The organism is Thalassolituus sp. UBA675 (assembly GCF_002297765.1).
Taxonomy (GTDB): domain Bacteria; phylum Pseudomonadota; class Gammaproteobacteria; order Pseudomonadales; family Oceanobacteraceae; genus Thalassolituus.
The window spans coordinates 163105-180917 of record NZ_DBNJ01000026.1; the positions used below are offsets into that span (position 1 = coordinate 163105).

General features: G+C 50.3%; 10 protein-coding genes and 2 tRNA genes. 6 read left to right on the top strand and 6 right to left on the bottom strand.

Annotated elements, in window-relative coordinates:
- The 6 genes from tolA (at position 1) to B3007_RS11490 (ending at position 3975) form a co-directional block, all read left to right on the top strand.
- Positions 1-933, top strand: a complete 933-nt coding sequence (gene tolA, locus B3007_RS11465) for a cell envelope integrity protein TolA (RefSeq protein ID WP_301377457.1) — start codon at positions 1-3, stop codon at positions 931-933.
- The gene (tolB, locus tag B3007_RS11470) at positions 927-2207 is read left to right on the top strand and encodes a Tol-Pal system beta propeller repeat protein TolB (RefSeq protein ID WP_301377455.1); all 1281 of its coding nucleotides are present in this window, start codon (positions 927-929) and stop codon (positions 2205-2207) included. The genes tolA and tolB overlap by 7 nt, the downstream gene beginning before the upstream one ends.
- Positions 2208-2242: 35 nt before the next feature.
- Positions 2243-2806, top strand: a complete 564-nt coding sequence (gene pal / locus B3007_RS11475) for a peptidoglycan-associated lipoprotein Pal (protein WP_068434591.1) — start codon at positions 2243-2245, stop codon at positions 2804-2806.
- The gene (gene ybgF / locus B3007_RS11480; protein WP_301377454.1) at positions 2806-3600 is read left to right on the top strand and encodes a tol-pal system protein YbgF; all 795 of its coding nucleotides are present in this window, start codon (positions 2806-2808) and stop codon (positions 3598-3600) included. The genes pal and ybgF overlap by 1 nt, the downstream gene beginning before the upstream one ends.
- A 136-nt stretch (positions 3601-3736) precedes the next feature.
- Positions 3737-3812 (top strand) — tRNA-Lys (locus tag B3007_RS11485).
- Positions 3813-3899: 87 nt separating this feature from the next.
- A tRNA-Lys gene (locus B3007_RS11490) sits at positions 3900-3975 on the top strand.
- A 107-nt stretch (positions 3976-4082) separates the two neighbouring features.
- Here the strand turns inward: B3007_RS11490 and B3007_RS11495 are convergent.
- The 6 genes from B3007_RS11495 to B3007_RS11520 all read right to left on the bottom strand — a co-directional run bounded on the left by B3007_RS11495 (position 4083) and on the right by B3007_RS11520 (position 17809).
- Complete coding sequence (locus B3007_RS11495; RefSeq protein ID WP_301377453.1) at positions 4083-5045, bottom strand: tetratricopeptide repeat protein; 963 nt, start codon at positions 5043-5045, stop codon at positions 4083-4085.
- A complete protein-coding gene (locus tag B3007_RS11500; RefSeq protein WP_301377451.1) occupies positions 5045-8545 on the bottom strand; it encodes a DUF4157 domain-containing protein in 3501 nt (1166 codons plus the stop codon). The genes B3007_RS11495 and B3007_RS11500 overlap by 1 nt, the downstream gene beginning before the upstream one ends.
- Before the next feature lie 176 nt (positions 8546-8721).
- Positions 8722-10644, bottom strand: a complete 1923-nt coding sequence (locus tag B3007_RS11505; RefSeq protein WP_301377450.1) for an ATP-binding protein — start codon at positions 10642-10644, stop codon at positions 8722-8724.
- Complete coding sequence (locus B3007_RS11510) at positions 10637-12379, bottom strand: hypothetical protein (protein ID WP_301377449.1); 1743 nt, start codon at positions 12377-12379, stop codon at positions 10637-10639. The genes B3007_RS11505 and B3007_RS11510 overlap by 8 nt, the downstream gene beginning before the upstream one ends.
- Before the next feature lie 2 nt (positions 12380-12381).
- Complete coding sequence (locus tag B3007_RS11515) at positions 12382-16032, bottom strand: hypothetical protein (RefSeq protein WP_301377447.1); 3651 nt, start codon at positions 16030-16032, stop codon at positions 12382-12384.
- A gap of 10 nt (positions 16033-16042) precedes the next feature.
- Positions 16043-17809, bottom strand: a complete 1767-nt coding sequence (locus B3007_RS11520; protein WP_301377446.1) for a hypothetical protein — start codon at positions 17807-17809, stop codon at positions 16043-16045.
- Between the last annotated feature and the right edge of the window lie 4 nt (positions 17810-17813).

Consider the following 17813-nt stretch of genomic DNA (forward strand, 5'->3'; position numbering starts at 1 on the left):
ATGAATTGGCGCGAGCCCGGCAGTTATACCCTGCCAGTTGTAGGTGCCGTAGTCATTCACCTGGTCGCCGTTATCCTGCTGGTGAGCGAGTGGCAACGTGATAAGCCGGTGATGTCTGAGCCTGTTCCACCGCACATGATTGCGAAAGTTGTTCAGGAAGAGAACAAGGCGGCAAAAGAGCGAGATCTGCAGCGCCAGCGTGAAGCTGAACGTCTGCGGCAGCAAAAACTCGCGCGCGAGAAAGCAGCGCGAGAGAAGGCTGCCCGCGAAAAAGCAGCGAAAGAAAAAGCCGCTCGGGATAAAGCTACGGCTGACAAGGCTGCAAAAGAGAAAGCTGAAGCCGAACGAAGAGCGCGCCAGAAAGCTGCTGAAGAGAAGGCAGCTAAAGAAAAAGCTGCAGCGGAAAAGTTAGCGAAAGAAAAAGCGGCCAAAGAGAAGGCTGCGAAAGAAAAAGCAGCACGCGAAAAGGCGGCCGCAGAAAAAGCCGCTGCTGAGAAGGCTGCTGCCGAAAAAGCGGCGCGGGAGCAGGCTGCAGCTGAACAAGCATTGATGGAACAAATGGCACTTGAGCAGGCAGAGGCGGAAATACGCCGACAGGAAGAGGCTGCGCGCGCTGCCGAAGCGGCAGAAAAAGCGGCCCAGATGACGGCGGAGTATCAGGATCTTATTCGCGCACAAGTAGCGTCCGTCTGGAACTATCCACCGAATGTCAGTGCCGAACTGGAAGTTGAAGTACGTCTTGTTATGGTGCCAACCGGTGAAGTTATTTCCGCCAACGTAACGCGTAGCAGTGGTAATGATGCACTGGACCGTTCGGTAGAGCAGGCGATTCTGAAAGCGTCGCCGCTTCCTGTGCCTGACGATATTCGGGTGTTTGAGCAAAACTTCCGACGCTTAACCATGAAATTCAGACCGGAGAATGCCTCTTGGTAACACGAGTATTATTTGTACTGGCGCTGGTATTGGGCCAGGTCGCACACGCAGAATTAGTGATTGAAGTAACGCAGGGCAGACAAAGCGCTTTGCCGATTTCTGTTGTGCCTTTTGAATGGAACGGAGCACTGGAACTGCCAGAAGACATCAGCGGTATAGTGAATAGTGACCTCGGAAGCTCGGGGTATTTCCGCACGCTGGATCGCTCTCTTATGCTGGCGACGCCTCATACTCCGCAGGACGTAAATTACGTCGACTGGCAGCGGCTGAAACAGGATTATCTGGTGGTTGGCCAGATAAGTTCTGCAGAAGGTGGGTACGCTGTCGAATTTCAGGTGCTGGACGTTCATCAGCAGCGAACTCTGATTCATCACCGTGTTAAAGGGAAGGCGACTCAGCTTCGGGATCTTGCGCATTACATCAGCGATCATATTTTCGGGCAGCTGACTGGTATCCCGGGAGTATTTTCGACCAAGATGGTTTACGTCACCACTAACCGGGAGCGTTCACGTTTTAACCTGAACTTTGCCGACGCAGACGGTGCCCGGGAGCAGCTTATCTTCCGTTCAGACGAACCTATCCTGTCGCCGACCTGGTCTCCTGACGGCAAAAAAGTAGCGTACGTTTCATTTGAAAATGGACAGAGCGAAATCTTCTTCCAGGAGCTGGCAACCGGGAAACGCGAAAAGGTCGTAGCATGGGATGGATCAAATAGTGCGCCATCTTTCTCATCCGATGGAACCAAATTGGCCTTTGTACACTCAAGGTTGGGTAACCCGGATATTTACGTGATGGATCTGAACACCCGTAAGGCGGAAAGAATTACCAAACACTATGGCATTGATACTGAACCACAGTGGATGACGGATAATCGCCATATTCTGTTTACCTCCAGCCGGGCGGGTGGGCCGCAGATTTACAAACTGGACACTGTCGATGGCTCGGTAGAGCGGGTCACCTTCGAAGGTCGGTACAATGCCAGAGCGAGAATGACCGCAGATGGCCGCAAAATGGTCTATGTACACGGTAACGGAGACCAGTTTCATATCGCTTCGCAGGACATGGAAAGTGGCCGGGTAAGAATACTGACCCGGGACACGAATTTGGACGAATCGCCTAGTGTTGCCCCCAACGGAAGTATGGTAATTTATGCGGCAACTGAGAAAGAACGAAGTATTCTGGCGGCAGTATCGGTGGATGGGGAAGTAAAATTCCGGCTGCCATCCAGATTCGGAGACGTACGCGAACCGGCCTGGTCTCCGATACTGAATTAATCTGAACTACTAACCACAATTGGGAAGAAGCAACTATGCAAAAAACAGCACTGTACAAAGCACTGGGTATCGCCTTCGGCGCACTTCTGGTAACTGCATGTGCCAACAATGGTGACCTGGAAGAGGGTGCAGGCGCTGCAACGACTGCTACCGAACAGCAGGCAAACGAAGCAGCTGATAGCGCTACTACTGGTGTTGAGTCTGCGTCACTGCAGGGTGAACAAATGATGTCAGACGCTGAGAAAGCGGCTCAGCAGGCTCTGCTGGACATCACTGTTTTCTACTTTGACTTTGACCAGTCAAGCATCAAAGAGTCTGGTAAAGCCGCTCTGAGTGCACACGCTGCATACCTGGCGTCTAACTCAAGCGCTCGTATTGTTCTGGAAGGCCACGCTGATGAGCGCGGTACTCCTGAATACAACCTGGCTCTGGGTGAGCGTCGTGCAATCGCTGTTCGTCAGTTCCTGATGGCGAAAGGTGCTTCTTCAAGCCAGATCAAAGTTGTTAGCTTTGGTGAAGAGAAGCCAGCAGTTACTGGTAGCACCAGCTCTGCATACGCTAAGAACCGTCGCGTAGAAGTTAAATACCAGAGCCGTTAATGAAGCGGCTTGTCGTTACTCTGGCGCTGGCAGCCTCGTCTGTCAGCGCGCTTTCAGATGACGGCTGGGTATCGGTCGGGTCAACCCAAGTGGTTGCCCCGGCCAGTTCTGAACCCGTCGTTACTCCCGATCAATCTCCGATCCTTGCCCCATCCGCCAACCCTGGTGGAGACCTTCTTACCGAACTGATGCTCCAGGTGGAGCAGATGAAGACGGAAATTGCCTCCTTGCGCGGCCAGCTCGAAGAGCAGCAGGCCAAAGTAAGGCGAATGGAAGCGTCGCAGCAAGATCGCTACCTTGACCTTGATAGTCGAATCTCTGCATTAACTCTGGCTCCGCCAGCGGTTAATAGCCAGGAAGTGTCTCAGACAGAAGCTGATAACAATGATGGCGAGGCTCTCCCTCCTGCAGGAGAGGCCTATAAGTCCGCGATGCAGCTTGTGCGGGATAAAAAGTTTGCAGAAGCACGTGCGGCCTTCGATAGCTTTGCTGAAAACTACGCCGGCGATGCACTCGCAGTAAATGCAATTTACTGGGCAGGCGAAGTCAGCATGGTTGAGGGTAAGCTCGACGTTGCGGAGGCGCGCTTCCGAACCGTGAAAGAGGATCACAGTGATCACTCGAAAGCCGCGGATGCTTCATACAAGCTCGCTGTGGTGCTTGATAAATCAGGTAAGAAGGCAGAGAGCAAGGCGCTGTTGCAGGAAGTCATCAGTAAGTACTCTGGCAAGAGCGACAGTACTGTCTCTCTGGCGCAGGCCTACCTGAAGAAAATGCAAGGCACCTCTGAATAATGCGGTCACTGCATCCATTCAAAGGGATCCAGGTTCAGTAACGCGGGCTTTCAGGGTCTAAGTTACTGAATCTGAAACTTTTTTCAGAAAAAGGGTTGCCAGCCGCGAAAATATCAGTAATATACGCGGCTCCTTCGGGTCGTTAGCTCAGTTGGTAGAGCAGTTGGCTTTTAACCAATTGGTCGCTGGTTCGAATCCAGCACGACCCACCACCTCCACACGTCAGGTGGGTTGAAGGAGTTAAGTTGCTGAAATTGTTGACATTTTCAAAGCGTTCTGTAGAATGCAGCAGCAACTGGGGGTCGTTAGCTCAGTTGGTAGAGCAGTTGGCTTTTAACCAATTGGTCGCTGGTTCGAATCCAGCACGACCCACCACCTTTTCTTTCTCGTTCGAGAAATCTGATTTCCAAATTCTAAGAAACCTTCGTATCAATACTGATATTGAGCCGTTTTATTCGTGGTGAGCGTATGAAACTGCGCACTCAGTGCACAGTTTCTGTCAGTCTGGCCGCACGAATCGCGTAATCGTTATCCTCCTGAGCCAGGGCGTTCAATACTTCTACCGACTCTTCCGTGAAACCTTCCCTTCGTAACAAAAGGCCATGGTAATAACGGCATCGTGGGCTTTGTTTTGATGCCTCCGTCAGCCTGTTGAGTAAATCACGAGCTTCTGAATCAAGGTATTCGGAGATATACAGAACGGCCAGTTCGAGTATCGCACTCTGGTCATCTGGTGTTTGCCCGAGAATGATCTGGAAATGCTCGATGGCCGCTCCCTTATCGCCTTGAGTCAGTGTAGCCAGCGCCAGATGGCGCCGTGCATTGGTATCCGAGGAATTCAGTGCGAGTGCCCTCTGTAGTGCTTCTTTTGCATCACCAATATTGTTCATCATAAAGCTGGTGATGCCGGCCTGGGCCCACGCCTCTGAATTCGACGGATTCAACTCCAGCGCTTTCTGGTACTGGGAGAGAGCGTCTTTGAATCGTCTCTGAGCGGCCTGGGTAATGCCAAGGCGAACATAGAAGCTACTTTCTTCGGGTGCAATACCAATAGCTCTCTGGGCGGCGTATTCAGCGGTAGTGAAATCTGCAGCCAGCACCCGGAAGCGGGCGAGGGCATCCCAGGCAATAGCATTCTCAGGGTTCTTCTGAACAGCAGTCTCAATGTGTGTCATACCGGTATTGGTGTCGCCTGTTGCGATCAGAACCTGGCCGATATTACAGTGCGCCATGGACGAATCCGGGTCGAGTGAAAGTGCCGAACGAAGATGAATGAGTGCGGGTTGCCACTGTTGTTGCTGTGCAAGCGCAAAACCCAGATTGTTATGAGCGTTGGCATTGTCCGGGTCTATATCGACCGCGGCCCGGAAGTGGTTTTCCGCTGCAGTAACGTTACCTTGTGAAAGCGCTAAAACGCCTTGTTGTAGATGGTCAGCAAGGGTCATTAGGTAATCCTCGAAATCAGACCCTTAAGCAGGTCGTTGGTACTAATATCTGGTATCTCAAATTCGATGTCATCGGTGGATATATCGAACGGCTCGCCTTCTTTGTAATGTACTGGGAGTTTTATGCCAAAGCGATAATCAGAGCCGAATGTATAAGAGGCGAATTCAAAGCGGTCATCGTAGACGCTCCACCCGAAGACCTTCACACTGACGTAACCGCCGATATCAAAGGTAAAGCTAGGTTGAGCATAAACTTCGAGATCGGCTGTCAGGTCCAAGCCGGTAGCGGGCGTCCAGTCAATGTGCACACCTGCCGTAGCCGCGCCTGATATGCCTAACGTTCCACCGATATCTAAGCCACCCGTCGCGCTCGCACCTGTAATACCCAGGCCGATGCCAGCTCTGACCGATAAGCGTAACCCTGCATCGGCAGGTACTTTGAGGTGAGCATCGCCGGTGACTTTCGTGTCTTGTTCCCGGGCCGGGTTGTATTCGATGCCAATCTTGAGCTCGTCAATAACGCCCGGTCCGATACCGGCAATGGCGGAAAGGCCACCGCCAACTTCTGCGACAATGCCTGGAATAATAGGTACCTGAACTGCAACCTGAAAAATCGTTTTATTGATCTCTTTTCGGGCGAAAATTTCCAGCTCATCCGGAATACCAATTTCACCTGAGACGGTTACCTCACCGTTAGGGTCAAATTTTACTCCGGCGGTTCCTTGTAGCCATGGTGCAATCTGTATCGTGGCTGACCCCGAGCCGTACACCAATAGTTCGCCGCCGGGCAGTGGGTCACCGCTGGGCTTGCCGTCTTCACCGACAGCCCGGTTACTCACACCTACAGTAACGTCTCCGGAGAGCATGCCTCGCTCGAAGCCACCGCTGAACTCCGCAACAAATCCACCGTCTTCGTAGCCGACAGTCAGTTCTGAATCAATTCCCGGGATATCAGGCTGCGCCGTACCTTCGCCACTGACTTTCCAGTTTTCGTCCTGCTTACGTAGCCTCAGGTTCACTTTTCCTGATCGGATACCCGGGCTTTTTGCTATCTGAACTTCGCCAGAAATATCCAGCCCTTCTTCCTCTGAGTAATTGAGCTCTAACGTACCTTGTTCAATTGCAGGAAGGGCAGGCTTTACTTCACCTGTCGCTGAGAAGGTGCCATCGTCATAGCTGGCTTTAACATTTGCACTTTTAATACCTTTTATTTTGTCAGGCTTGTCGATTCCTATTTCACCTTCACCGCCAAGCTTGCCTTCGCGGTACCACATTTTTATTGAGGCTCTGTCGAAAAGGTCAGAATCGAAGTCGAATCCACCCTCTAAGCCCAATCCTCCAGATGACCCAATTTCTCCTTCAAGATAGCCCGCCCCAAGGGCATCGACAGTAAAGTCAAGGCGGCCGCTTGCAGCAAACCCTCTAGAGCCTGCTGAAATTGTAAGGTCACAGCTCTCCATCTCTATCGGCTTAGGTAGGTTTATTTCGCTGACATTGAAGGTTTTGGATAGGGTGAAGTCATTCCCAGAAATTTCGTAGCCAATATCCGCTTCACCAATTATAGGGAGTGTGGGAAGTATTTGGCCTTTAATAACTAAACCAGTATCGGGTATGAGATCGACGCTATCCAGTGTGAGTGGGCTAAAGCCTGTCGCCTCCAGAGAATCTGAAGACTCAGAGGGTGTTGCACCTTCCGATTTATTTTCTCTGCGGAGCTTCATTATCTGGCTCCAGCGCTCCATCGGAAGATAACCTACCTGATCAGAGCCGTTCAGGCTCATAACGTCTATGGTTTTATCTGAAGAAAACTTTTTCAGTTTGGTATTACTGTCCGGAACATTGACAGACAGTGTTGCGATTTTCGATGCATCACCTGTTTCGAAGTTTACATTGGTAATACTGAAGGGCTTGAATAATTTATTCTTCCACCCGGAAGTATTAGTCTTATGAACCTCATTTTTATAACCGCCACTGGGGCTATTAAATATCCATATATGATTTTCTTTGACGTCCATTTGATCAACAGTCAGGTACTGTATCTCGTTGGCATCGATTAACGATTGGAGGTGATCGCCACCTTTCACTTGCTCGCGGGTCCAGCGATCTTTATCGTCTATTGACAGGCTCCCTCCAGCTGTTGTTGAGTTGAATTTAACACTCAGCTTGCCGAGAAGAGAATTTGTACTCCATTTTGAGAATTCTTTATTTCGGTATTTCTCTGTATTGTTTTCTTTAAATGTATCTACCTGAGACCGGACTGCATTCTTTACTTCATGCATCTTATCCGTATTTTTACTATCAATAAGAAGTTGGAAGTTATCCAGACCATCCAGATCCTCTCTCATCTGAAATTTCTTTCCAGATTCTGACGCCGACCCAACTTGTTCCTCGACAATATGATCAACATCGTAGGAGGTAAGCCTGTCTCCTCTCTTTGGTTTAACACTCTTTCCATCTTTGTCCCAGCTAGGAACAGATAGCTCTCTCGCAACTTCATCAAGATTTCCCATCGCAAATCTTGGACTCTTTCCTTTGATTTGCTGATGAGGTGAGGGCACCTTAAATATATATTGTTGCGGAGAGGAGCTGGCGACGTTAGGGTGTGAACTCAGTACCGACTGAAGTTTGCTGATACTTCCGGTCTTTTCAATGTCATTCTTCCATGTCTGCTGTTGTTTTGTTGTTCGGTTATCTTGTGAAAAAGCACGATGCCTGATCAGAGGCACCTTGCTCTGGTAGAAAGCTGCGTGGGGTGAAGGTACAGTAATGTTATCAAAAACGATTACACCACTACCTTTTGTGTAGGTTCCAGCTCCTCCGTCTGCTTTTGCTTTACGACTAACTTTTCCGTTCTGCTGAACGACATGCGTTAACTCATGAGCGAGTAACTCCTGACCCCGTTCACTATCTGGATTAAACTCACCTGTAGCAAAGTAGATGTCATTCCCAATAGCAAACGCCCGAGCATTCAACTCTTTGCAAAGCTCGTCGGATTGCATGTCCGTATGAATGACAACCCGCGAGAAATCCTTGCCAAACTGCTGCTCCATTTTCTGACGGATCTCGTCGGGTAGGGGAGATCCGTTGCCCCGTGACTGAGCGATACGGGCTTCCACCTCATCCATTTTTTCATCGTCAGCTTTCTGTTCGTCCTGCTCTTTTCTCATTAACTTGGCTTGAACGGGTTCCTCTTCAGTCCTCTGCAGCCTGGTTTGGGCGACTTCCTCTTCTTCCTGCCGGTGCAGCTTTGCCTGAGCGAGTTCATCTATGTTCCGGAAAAGTTTTGGTTGAGCTGCTTCTTCCTCTTCTTCCCGGAAAATTTTGGTTTGAACTTCCTCTTCTTCACGATGTACTTTTGTCTGCGTTTCTTCTTCCTCTTCCCGGAATAATTTTGCCTGTACGTCGTCTTCTTCTGTTCGGCTGACGGAAGGCGTAGAGGAGCTTACGCTTCTGGCCGCAACGGCAGGCTCGTCGTTGCCTCGTTGAAGGTTCTGCTTCACATCGGCTGCAACTTTGTCAGCTTCTTTTTCCTGGCTGTCTGCCGGGTCGCTGACAGCCATTTTTTTCTGGATCTTCTTTTTAAGGTATTCGGGCTTACTGGCTTTCTTTCTCGCAGGTTTCTTATTTGCGAGTTCAGTAGCTTTGTTTCCCTTCTTGCTGAGCGACTTTGATTCCATTACATCACTCCATGACTTTGTAGTGCCGCGGGCAAGGACTTACCTAGCTTCTGGTATTCGCGGGATATCGCCTTGATGATCGCCGTTTTACTGAGTACTTCAGAATCCGGGCTGTTCGCGGCGGCACTGAGAACGGCGTTGCGAATCTGCCCACCAGACAAATCACAATGGCTGGCCAGAGCTTTCAGGAAATCGTCATCAGGGCTGCGTTGCCCCATGTGACTGCCCCACAGAGCCAGCCGCTCATTAAAGCCCGGCTGTGGAAAATCGATAATGATTTCAAGGCGGCGGTTGAACGCCGGGTCGATACGGTCCCTGTGGTTCGATGTCAGTATGACAACCCCAGGGTGAGTCTCTATGCGGGAAAGCAGGTAGTTAGTGAGATTATTGGCAAAGCGTTCATTGCTGCTGCGGGCATCAGTACGGTTGCCAAATACAGATTCAGCTTCATCGAATAGTAGTATGGTATCGGTAGCTGCGGCGTAGTCGAGCAGCCGACCTAGGTTTTTCTCACTTTCCCCAATGTATTTATTGATGACAGAACCAAGGTCTACACGAAACAGTGGGGCACCTATCTGGCTCGCAATATAACTGGCTGCCAGGGTTTTTCCCGTTCCACTGGCTCCCACAAAGAGGGCGCGCAATCCAGGGTTCTGGTTGGCGGTCAGAGTATCTCCGAGTTTCCAGTACAGAGATTCCCGTTGAAGCGCGCGGGCAATAAGATCATCCAGATGTTCATTGATCAGTGTTGGAAATATTACTGCCTCTTTCGGAATATCCTTCGTCACGGCTTGCGCAAGCTGGGTGAGCCCGGGGGCGATATTCAAAGAGCGCCACGTACGAATTTGTTGCTCCTGATTTACCCCTGATGAGCCCTCAGGTGGGGTAATTTGCTCTCCGATGTTTTTAATCATTGGGCCACTGAGCAAAGCAGAGCCTGCCAGCTTTTCGGCTAAGCGCTGGTCTTCAACATGTTTATTCCAAAGCTTTTGGCGCAGTGTCGAATCTGGCATAGGTAACGCGTAGTTGTAGCAGCTGTTTGCAATCACACAGCTGTGCATGCCCGTTATTACGATGGCAGGCGTTTGATATCCTGAACTGACAAGCTTGTAGTTTTCACCCGGTACATCAGGCAGTGTGATGACTGGAAGCCAGCCGGCGACTGCTGCTGCGAGCCGCAGCTGCGGCTCCTCTTGCCAGTTCTGGAAGGGAATCCGTATGGCGCGGTAACCCGAGAGCAGTCCCAGTTCAGCTGCCAGTATTGATCGGCCACTGTGCTCTTGTCCGCGCAGAATCAGAAACTCGCTCGAAGTAAGTTTCTTGCACAAATCAGGCAATATTTTTCGCGTTGCAGCTGGGAGTAATTCCCGCTCATGAGAGTCGAGTTCCTGGACGCCTTGCCAGCGATTGTGCTTGCTCTTGAGGATCGACCAGAGTGGAACAGAGATTGCCAATCCCTGGAGGCTGAGTGGGCCATTACCTGATACGGTGACCACGGACTCATTAAACAGAGGTGTGTTGATGAGGTCGAGAACATCCCAGTCTGTCGTATCCGGAAACAGAAACTGAACCATATCAAGCACCAGGTGTACACTCAGCCGGGCCTGTTCGGAAGGCTGTTGCAATTCATTGATGGCAAAGGCAATTCTGGGCTGCGTCTCCATCATGCCGGTAATAAACAGAACGAAGGCTTCGGCGGGAGATAAATTAAGGGTTTGGATCAGACGCGAAGTTCGCCCGTTAAGATTTTTCCACTGCGCTTCAATATCACGAGTCAGTGTCTGAAATTGAACGCCTGAAGGAAGTGGAGCAGTAGCTTCTTGGGTTAGCGATTCTGTATAGAACACCAGACCAGCCTCAGTCCATTGTTGAAGCGGATTGAAACAGTCTGCCTGAGGCTTTATTACAGCGAGATCATTCATGCTGCCCTCTCTTAACAGGCGTAGGTCGAAAGCCATGTTCGAATTGGAACTGGACGGCATATCCAAGCCATGGAAGCCAGCCAGGATTAATGTCCAGGCCGTGTAGCCGGGCATTGATATTGGCCTCAGATAGATCAGCACGTACGACAATGCGGTCCTGAGAAATACCAATGTCAGACGAAAGAGACAGCAATTCGGTATTCCATAAATGGCGTGGATACAGAGTCTCTGAAACTTGCCGTAGCTCACAGATCAGTTCTGGGCTTAAACAAGTTGTGTTGATAGGGTGTGTACCGGCCTTTGTGCGCGCTGGATGTGTGCGGTGAATTATGTAGTCATATAAAGGGTCATTCTTTAGTACTGAGTTGTTGTCGAAAGTCTCTACTGCGCCTGATAGCCAGGTCCAAACGCCAGGAACACTTCGCCAATGTTTACGGATGATTGCCTGTACTGGTTGGCGATTTAAGAAGTTAAGCAGGTAGAGTATTCCCCCGAATTGGCTACCAAAGCTCCTATCGGCATCCTGATCTTTATTGAAGCTATTAAGAAGGTCTGAAACAGGTGTGACTTCCGTGTCATCTTTTACTGAACGAACTGCCTGTCTTATTAATGACTCTCTACCTGATGATTCACTCTCAGAAGAGATATGTAGTGATATGGACTCGTCGGCGATCGTCGTGTCTTTGTCGGCGGATTTATCCGAGCCATGGTCTGTAGTCATGGTCGATTTTTCTGAATCTACTACTGGCTGTCGGTATTTATTTTCGTGCTCTCCCGAAAAGTCTGACTGCGGTTGATAGCTCTTGTTCGTATACTCCTGATTTTCAGGTCGTTCAACCGATATACCCGTATCAAAAACAGATCTATTGAGTTTTTCTGCGACCACAGATAACACCTCTTCTGTTCGATTATGTAGTGGAAGAGGTAGGTGTTCCTGAGAAATCAAAAAGGCGGCAAGCGCCAGGTGTGCTCGTGATACGGTATTGGCCAATGCCGTTTGCCAGATACGAAAGTGATGTTCGGGGATTTGATTTAATGAGTATCCCTTATCGAAGGTAAAATCATCCGAGTCTGTATCAGATATTCGATTCGGAAATGCGGATGCTGGATCATTTGATTCTTCGTCCAGCCGAGGGTTGTCTTCTTCTGGCGTGTTCCTGATAGCATGACTGCCACGCCCCGTTGCTGTAAGGCTATTTAAGTAACTTGCATTCAGAGGGTATCCCGAGTGAGAGCTCAACAGAATGAGTAGTTCGCCAGCTTCTCTTTCTGACAACGCTTCCATGATTACCGCAGCTTTGTTTTGTTTTGCCAGAAATGTCAGTGCAGAGCTTATGGTCGGAATATGCTCTGATAATATGCTCATCACAGGACTATGCGCAGAGCGAAGCACGGTTTCATTCCATTTTCGCCAATACCAGTGATGACCCAGCTCGCCTTTTGCGGCATCCATCAGTAACTGAGCAAGCATTTGATGAGTATTGGGAAAAATACGCACATTATCGCCAGGTTGCTCACGGATCTGACGAAGTGTTTCTTCACGAAGAGAATGAGCGATCTCGTCGGCTGATCCCGTAGCGGTAATCTTCCTGATGAATATGATCCTCTCATCATCCGTAGACGGCCAGTCAGCTGTGGTTACGTCCCTTTCGATCTTCGAATGCAAAGCTTCCGGGGCTTTAATAGTCAAAGCCCGTATGCGAGTCGTCTCTGCTCCCTGATAATCAAACATCATGCTCAGCGAACCCGGCCAATGACGGTGATGTTGTCTTCAAAGTCGATGTCTTCCCGCAGAACCTTGGTAATTTTTACTCGGGTACTGGATTCATCGTGCTCTTCAATGGTCAGTTCAGCCGCAACTTCCTGTTCTCTATTGAGTAATTGCAGCGTCTTACCTATGCGCACAATCTGGTTAAGGCTGACGCTGAAGCGCTCGCCGTAAGCGATACGGCGTGGTGGGCTGAAGATACTGCCTTTCACTATTTCCTGTGGGTTACCGAGTGAGGCATAGATGACTGCCGCACGAACCATGTCCCGCATGGCCTGACGACTGTCACTGTCTGCATTTTCGCCGAGTTGCTTAAACCACCACTCAATCAGTTCTGCTAATGTGCGGGTAGTGTTGAAGTCGAGTTCCTCTGCTTTTTTAAGCCCGGGCCAGCGACTGATCGCTTCAACGGGTAAGCGGTTGTCCTCTGCGAGTTGTCCCCAGCGTAGCCGGATTGACCCCGGCAGTGACCCAAGTACTTTCTGAAGGCAAAGCTGGCACTGCTCCAGCTTTTCCTGGAGCGTGCGGCTCGCTCTCCTGAGTATCCGATGACTGTGGTTATTGAGATCTTCCAGCGAAAGTACTTCAGCTACTTTATGGGCTGGAATAAAATCAGTCATCGGAAGTGGAAGTGACGCCCAACGTTGAACTCTTTTCTTGCTATTCGCTGCCAGCTCGACGAAGGCGGGGCTGTCCTCAATAGACCGCATGGCGGCATTCGCATAAGCGGTTGCGGCTTTTGCTTTCAGAACCGGCAACTCAGGGTACGCCTTAGTCATCCGTACCTGTCTTAGCTGTGCGAGATAGTCGATATTCGGTTGGGTATTAAGACGTGCAGCGAAAGGCGATATTGCGCGCCAGTGTCCTGCAGGAATTTCCAGTGTTGCCTGCCAGAAGGGAAGAAGGGCCTCAGCAAGGTCGGCATCGTCGTCAGCCGAACAGCCGGGAACAAGATCTTCAGCATTATCACGGCGTAACGGCAATGGGTCTGGTAATGGTCTGCTGATTTCAACCTGCCGTACCCGAACGTAGTAAAGTCCTTCAACCTGAGTGGTGAGGATGTGCGCGCGCTCCCTATATTCTTCGTATACGCGCTGCCAGTCTTCATTAATCAGTTGCTGAGCAACGGTGTAATCACCGAGTGCCTCATCGGCAATACTGTCGAGGTGGCGAAGAGTCTGGCGGGTACGTACAATTTCAGCCTTACGTTTTTCTTGCGTCGCAATCAGTTCTTTCTGAGTTCTTAACAGGGCCTGAAGCGCCTGTTCGCTGCCGTTATATTGATTTTCAACCACGCTGATCCAACGAGTGAGAATCTTGCCTGCGGTAAAGATTGCTTCGTATCTTCGCTGGTTGGCGATCAGATTACCGAAATGCGCTTTAGTTGGCTTACCCTCTGTCGGTAAGGCTGCATATTCTCTATCGGTTTCAGAAGTAATCTCAGTCTCCAGATCCGACGGTGATATCAGCTCCGTACTCAGGTCGGTTAACTTGGTATGTAGATCGGTTGCATCGGGTTCTTCGAAAATATCCAGAACGGTCGTCAGGAGGTCTCGCATCCCCGAGTAGATTTTTTTGTACTCGTTAATGTCCGGGCTGATGTGATCCATGACACCAAAGCTGAATTCTTTGGCGTTAAACGCAGGCTTGCTGACGGATGCTGTAGGAATCTGCAACCGGTCTATCCGGTCTTTATTCAGCGTCAGTTCGAACGCAGAATATTTATCGGGCTCTATTTTTGTATACGTAGTACCTTTAATTGCTTCCGTATATTGATAATTGCGGGTACCGAGTAGTTCGAGTTTTTTCTGCTCTTCGAGTGATAACATCTCTCTCTCAGCAACCCGATACTGAGTATCAGCTGTCTTCTTTGACTCTGTCGCTACCTTAACGGACGACGTCGAACTGGTCGCCACTGACGTCGCAATACTACTTGTTTCGGTCGGCAGCTTATCCGTATTCAGACTGGCGTAAGGTAACCAGCGAGCCACCTGCATGCCTTTACCGTCGCCTGCTACGCCACCGGCCAGCGCCGCCAGCGCGACGGTTTGAGAGTCCAATTGCTGACGTTTTAAAAGAAGAATATCCCGTGTCGCTTCCAGCTTTTTACGCTCATCACGTATTTTCTCTTCGGTGGTATCGAGATCTTTTTCCGTGATGGCGTACTGACCAATAAGACCGTGCTTATCCGGGCGCTCAGGTATCGGAGGCATACGTTCTTCATCAATCTCTGGCGCCCACTTATCGAAAAATTCAGGAATTTCGAACTCGGTTCTGTCGTATGGGTAAGGGGCGTTTTCGGAATCTACCAACGCAAAGCGATTCATAGCCGCAGCGATCAGGCGGTTGAACAATGCATCAGGGAGCAGAGGTGATTTCGCGGGCTCAGGAAGATTAAGACTTTTAACGTCTTCTGCGCTCAATTCGTTGTCGTACTTCGAATCTGATTTCGGAGCGATGTAGTACAGGCTGTAGAATACTTCTTTCCAGTCGTACCAGCGCATGTAGGCTTTCTGGCAGTAGCGGTAAAGGTCTGTCTCGAGCTGTTTGTCTAGGCCTGGAATATCCAGTAGATCCGGCTTATAGACTGAGCGCTTCATGGCTAATAAGAGGCGAATACGATCTCCCGCTGGTTGCGTCAGGTCAATCACACGACGCGGAAGGTGCCTGAAGACTAATTCATCAATACCATCTGCCGCGACGGGTATGACGTCGACGCCCAGGTAAGCAGGAAGACCATGCATTTTCGGTTTTTTGCTGGCTATGTCCTCCAGCCAGGAAAGCGGTAACTGGCCCGACGCTGGTAAATAGTCCAGCTGCAGGTGCTTATCGAGAAACTTCTTCAGAGTTAATTGATGGTTCGAGCCTTCATTGCGCAGAGTGACCAGCTGACGCAATGCTGCCTGTGTCTGATTTAATAGCGTCAGGTAACCCGAAGCACTATTTGATTCGTAACGCCCGGCCTCTTCTGACACCCAAAGTAGGGTGGTTTTATTCTGATCATTAATAGCAACGAGTGCGAGCGGAACAGAATTCGGAAACTGACGTGCAAAATCAAGGTCGACGCGATCAGCACAGATCGTATTCTGTAGCCGATGAGGGTGTTCTGTTTTTATCTTTTGACTATCGATATCTAAGCGGCGCAGCCTTAGCGACGCGAGCGTGACCAGGCGTGTATCCCGTGTCGGGTCGAAAGCTGTGCGCTGGCATGGGTCGACGTTGGGTGGGTCAATATGTAATTGACTCTGGTGTAAGGTCAGATAGAAAACACCGCTGGCATCACTCACTTGTTTGCGGTCGCGATACTCTTCGACTAAATCTTGCCAGGTACAGTAGAGAGGGGATTCCAGTGTGAGGGCTGCACCCTTGGGAGTGATAGCACTGCCTGGACTGACTGCCAGCTGGATATCATCCACTGGCCCACGCTCACCTCGGGATCGCACATGCAAGCCTGAAACTACACCCGGCAACTGCTGTTTTAATATGGGTGCAAGACGAGCTTCAGCATAGTTCTGTCGTTGGTCGAACTCGTCTTCTCCCAGATGTCGTCCCGCGAACAGATGCAGTCGTTCAAGGTCTGGGTGGCTTGCAACGGGACGGTGCAGCAGGATAGTCGTCATGATCGTCTCCTTACGCTTTTTCCAGTTTCATGGCTAACTCTTCCCACTGTTTGAGTAGAGTTTTACTGACGCCCTGACTGGCCATGAGCTTAACGAGTAATTTTGCCGTCATCACCGGGTGACCCGTTTCATTGTCGGACAGAATTTCCTGCGCTTTTTCAATCAGGTTTTTCTGAAAGAGTGCTCTGATCGTGCGCCACAGTACCGGGTCATACCAAGGGCTGATTCTTAACAACAGAAACAGTATTTGCTGTAATGCTTGCGCTTCCTGCCCCGGTTTTTCTTCTACCCAGGTGAAGGCCTTTTTCTCGACCTCAGTTCTTGGCATGCGTAGTTCACCAATGGCACGCAGGCTCAGGAAGCGTTTTATAACGTCGTCTTCATCAACAATAACGCCACCCCGATCGGTTGGTGAGTTGGCAATGGTGAGAATGTTATTATCTGACGTGCTGACCGTGGTATTGCTGCTTGTCGGTTTCTTGACTGGTGGGAAATCAAACCCGTTCGCTAAAACAATACCGCTTACCTGGGTTTCGGCAGCACGTAACGGACGTCGAACATAAAGCAGGGTGTCTTCTTCAGTCGCATCAAAAATAGAGCGCCATACGGCTTCATCGGTATCCAGCTGGTGTGGCGCTGGTCGTGGGTAAATAGTCAGACGCAATGGATCAAAGGCTCTTAGCTTGCGCTCGACGATATTGGGGTCACGCTCAAGCTGAGACGCATAGCGTCCGTAGTTCTGATTGCTGAGTGGTACCAGAATCATAATATCGACCACTTCACTTGAGGTCAGATCGACTGCGGGAAGTGGCAATGATTCCTGCAGAAGCAGATCGACCTCGGCCATTCTGACCGGGGCAATATGAATCTGATAATTATCCGGAAAGTAACTTTGAACAGCGCGTTCAGGATCAATGCAGGCTTTTGGCATCGAGCCGGCTGCGGGCATCAGGCTGAAGTAGTCAGTTGCAGAGAACTCCAATGGCAAGCCGCCAGACTCGCGGTGCTCCAGCACGTCATAGAACAGATTTTCGTGTTGCCGGTACAGGTCTTGTTTCATCGAAAAAGCGCTGTCATCGCGGCGATTCGGGTGGCGCAATAATTCAGAGTCGAGCCACAGCGGTGTGTCGTCGCGCACCGCTAAAATACCTAATGGCAAACTATCACCAGGAATCATATCTGCCACTAGCTTATTATCCTGAAGCGCTCGGATAAGACTGGCCCGGGTATGAAGTTCACTCTGTTGTGCAAGTGGTACCGGAAGCGGAACAAGTCCAAGCTGAACCGCTTCAGTCACTGAGGCATATTCGGCGCCGCGTTTACTCGCAAGATCGGTAGGGAAAACTTCCGCAAGATCCGTCGCGACTTCGACGTAATTGAGAACCACGGCGTACAGCCCGCGGTTAAAGCGGCGGTACTTGCCTTTATTCAGCTGAGATATCAGAGCGGAGTCTGTGACGTTGACGGTTAGTTGTTCATCAAGCTGAAGAATCCGCCCGTGTCGGGTCACTCCATAACCGGCTTCCAGAGTAAGCAGACCGGAGTAGCGGTCGAAGCTGAGTTCGAGGCCCGAGGCAACACCTTCACCAAGCACCTTACCGGCCTCGCGGAGACGTTCATCCAGGTATATCTGATCGCGCTCAAGATCTTCAGCCGTCAGCAGGCGTCCATCGAAGTAATGCGTTCGTGTCAGACGCGAATCTATGTCAGCAATTTTTTCCATCGGGCGACTGGCGGCCAACGGATTACCCAGTGGTTGGAAGAGTATCTCAGTCATGGTG

What these genes read in the sequence shown, in the direction of transcription:
- tolA (WP_301377457.1), top strand. Translation starts at nt 1, where the DNA reads ATGAATTGGCGCGAGCCCGGCAGTTATACCCTGCCAGTTGTAGGTGCC.
- pal (WP_068434591.1), top strand. Translation starts at nt 2,243, where the DNA reads ATGCAAAAAACAGCACTGTACAAAGCACTGGGTATCGCCTTCGGCGCA.
- ybgF (WP_301377454.1), top strand. Translation starts at nt 2,806, where the DNA reads ATGAAGCGGCTTGTCGTTACTCTGGCGCTGGCAGCCTCGTCTGTCAGC.
- B3007_RS11495 (WP_301377453.1), bottom strand. Translation starts at nt 5,045, where the DNA reads ATGACCCTTGCTGACCATCTACAACAAGGCGTTTTAGCGCTTTCACAA.
- B3007_RS11505 (WP_301377450.1), bottom strand. Translation starts at nt 10,644, where the DNA reads ATGAATGATCTCGCTGTAATAAAGCCTCAGGCAGACTGTTTCAATCCG.
- B3007_RS11510 (WP_301377449.1), bottom strand. Translation starts at nt 12,379, where the DNA reads ATGATGTTTGATTATCAGGGAGCAGAGACGACTCGCATACGGGCTTTG.
- B3007_RS11515 (WP_301377447.1), bottom strand. Translation starts at nt 16,032, where the DNA reads ATGACGACTATCCTGCTGCACCGTCCCGTTGCAAGCCACCCAGACCTT.
- B3007_RS11520 (WP_301377446.1), bottom strand. Translation starts at nt 17,809, where the DNA reads ATGACTGAGATACTCTTCCAACCACTGGGTAATCCGTTGGCCGCCAGT.